This is a genomic window from Bartonella capreoli (genome assembly GCF_902813205.1).
Lineage (GTDB): Bacteria > Pseudomonadota > Alphaproteobacteria > Rhizobiales > Rhizobiaceae > Bartonella > Bartonella schoenbuchensis.
Genome location: NZ_CADDZX010000389.1, coordinates 1 through 388 on the forward strand (window position 1 = coordinate 1; position 388 = coordinate 388).

Consider the following 388-nt stretch of genomic DNA (forward strand, 5'->3'; position numbering starts at 1 on the left):
GGAAAGCAGATCCATTGCTGTGGTTAGAAAGTTTACTACCTCCTGATCCTGTACGCCTTCACGATATGGCTCATCGTTTGCGTTTGTCTTATGAAGAGAAAATGCGCTTGTAAGAATGGGCAAAGCTGGGGATTATCAATCCAAACTGTTCAGATGTTTGCGTGAAAGAATTGATTTATTTTCATGGTCGACAGACCGTTTTAGATCAATTATCCTTGTCCTTGGCATCTGTCTATACTGGGATTTTAGATGAAGATGAAATATTAGAAAAAGAAGAATATTATCTTCCACTTTATCTCTTGGCTCAACAATAACAGATTCCAACTTTTCCTAGAAGTGGCAGAGATTTGATGAAGAAAGGTTAAACCCAGGGAGCACTTTTAGGTCA

Annotated in this window: 1 pseudogene; it reads left to right on the top strand. The window is 38.7% G+C overall.

The window, feature by feature from the left end:
* Positions 1–311: pseudogene (locus J7R05_RS09495) on the top strand (CCA tRNA nucleotidyltransferase); the annotation flags it as partial.
* Positions 312–388: the final 77 nt, after the last annotated feature.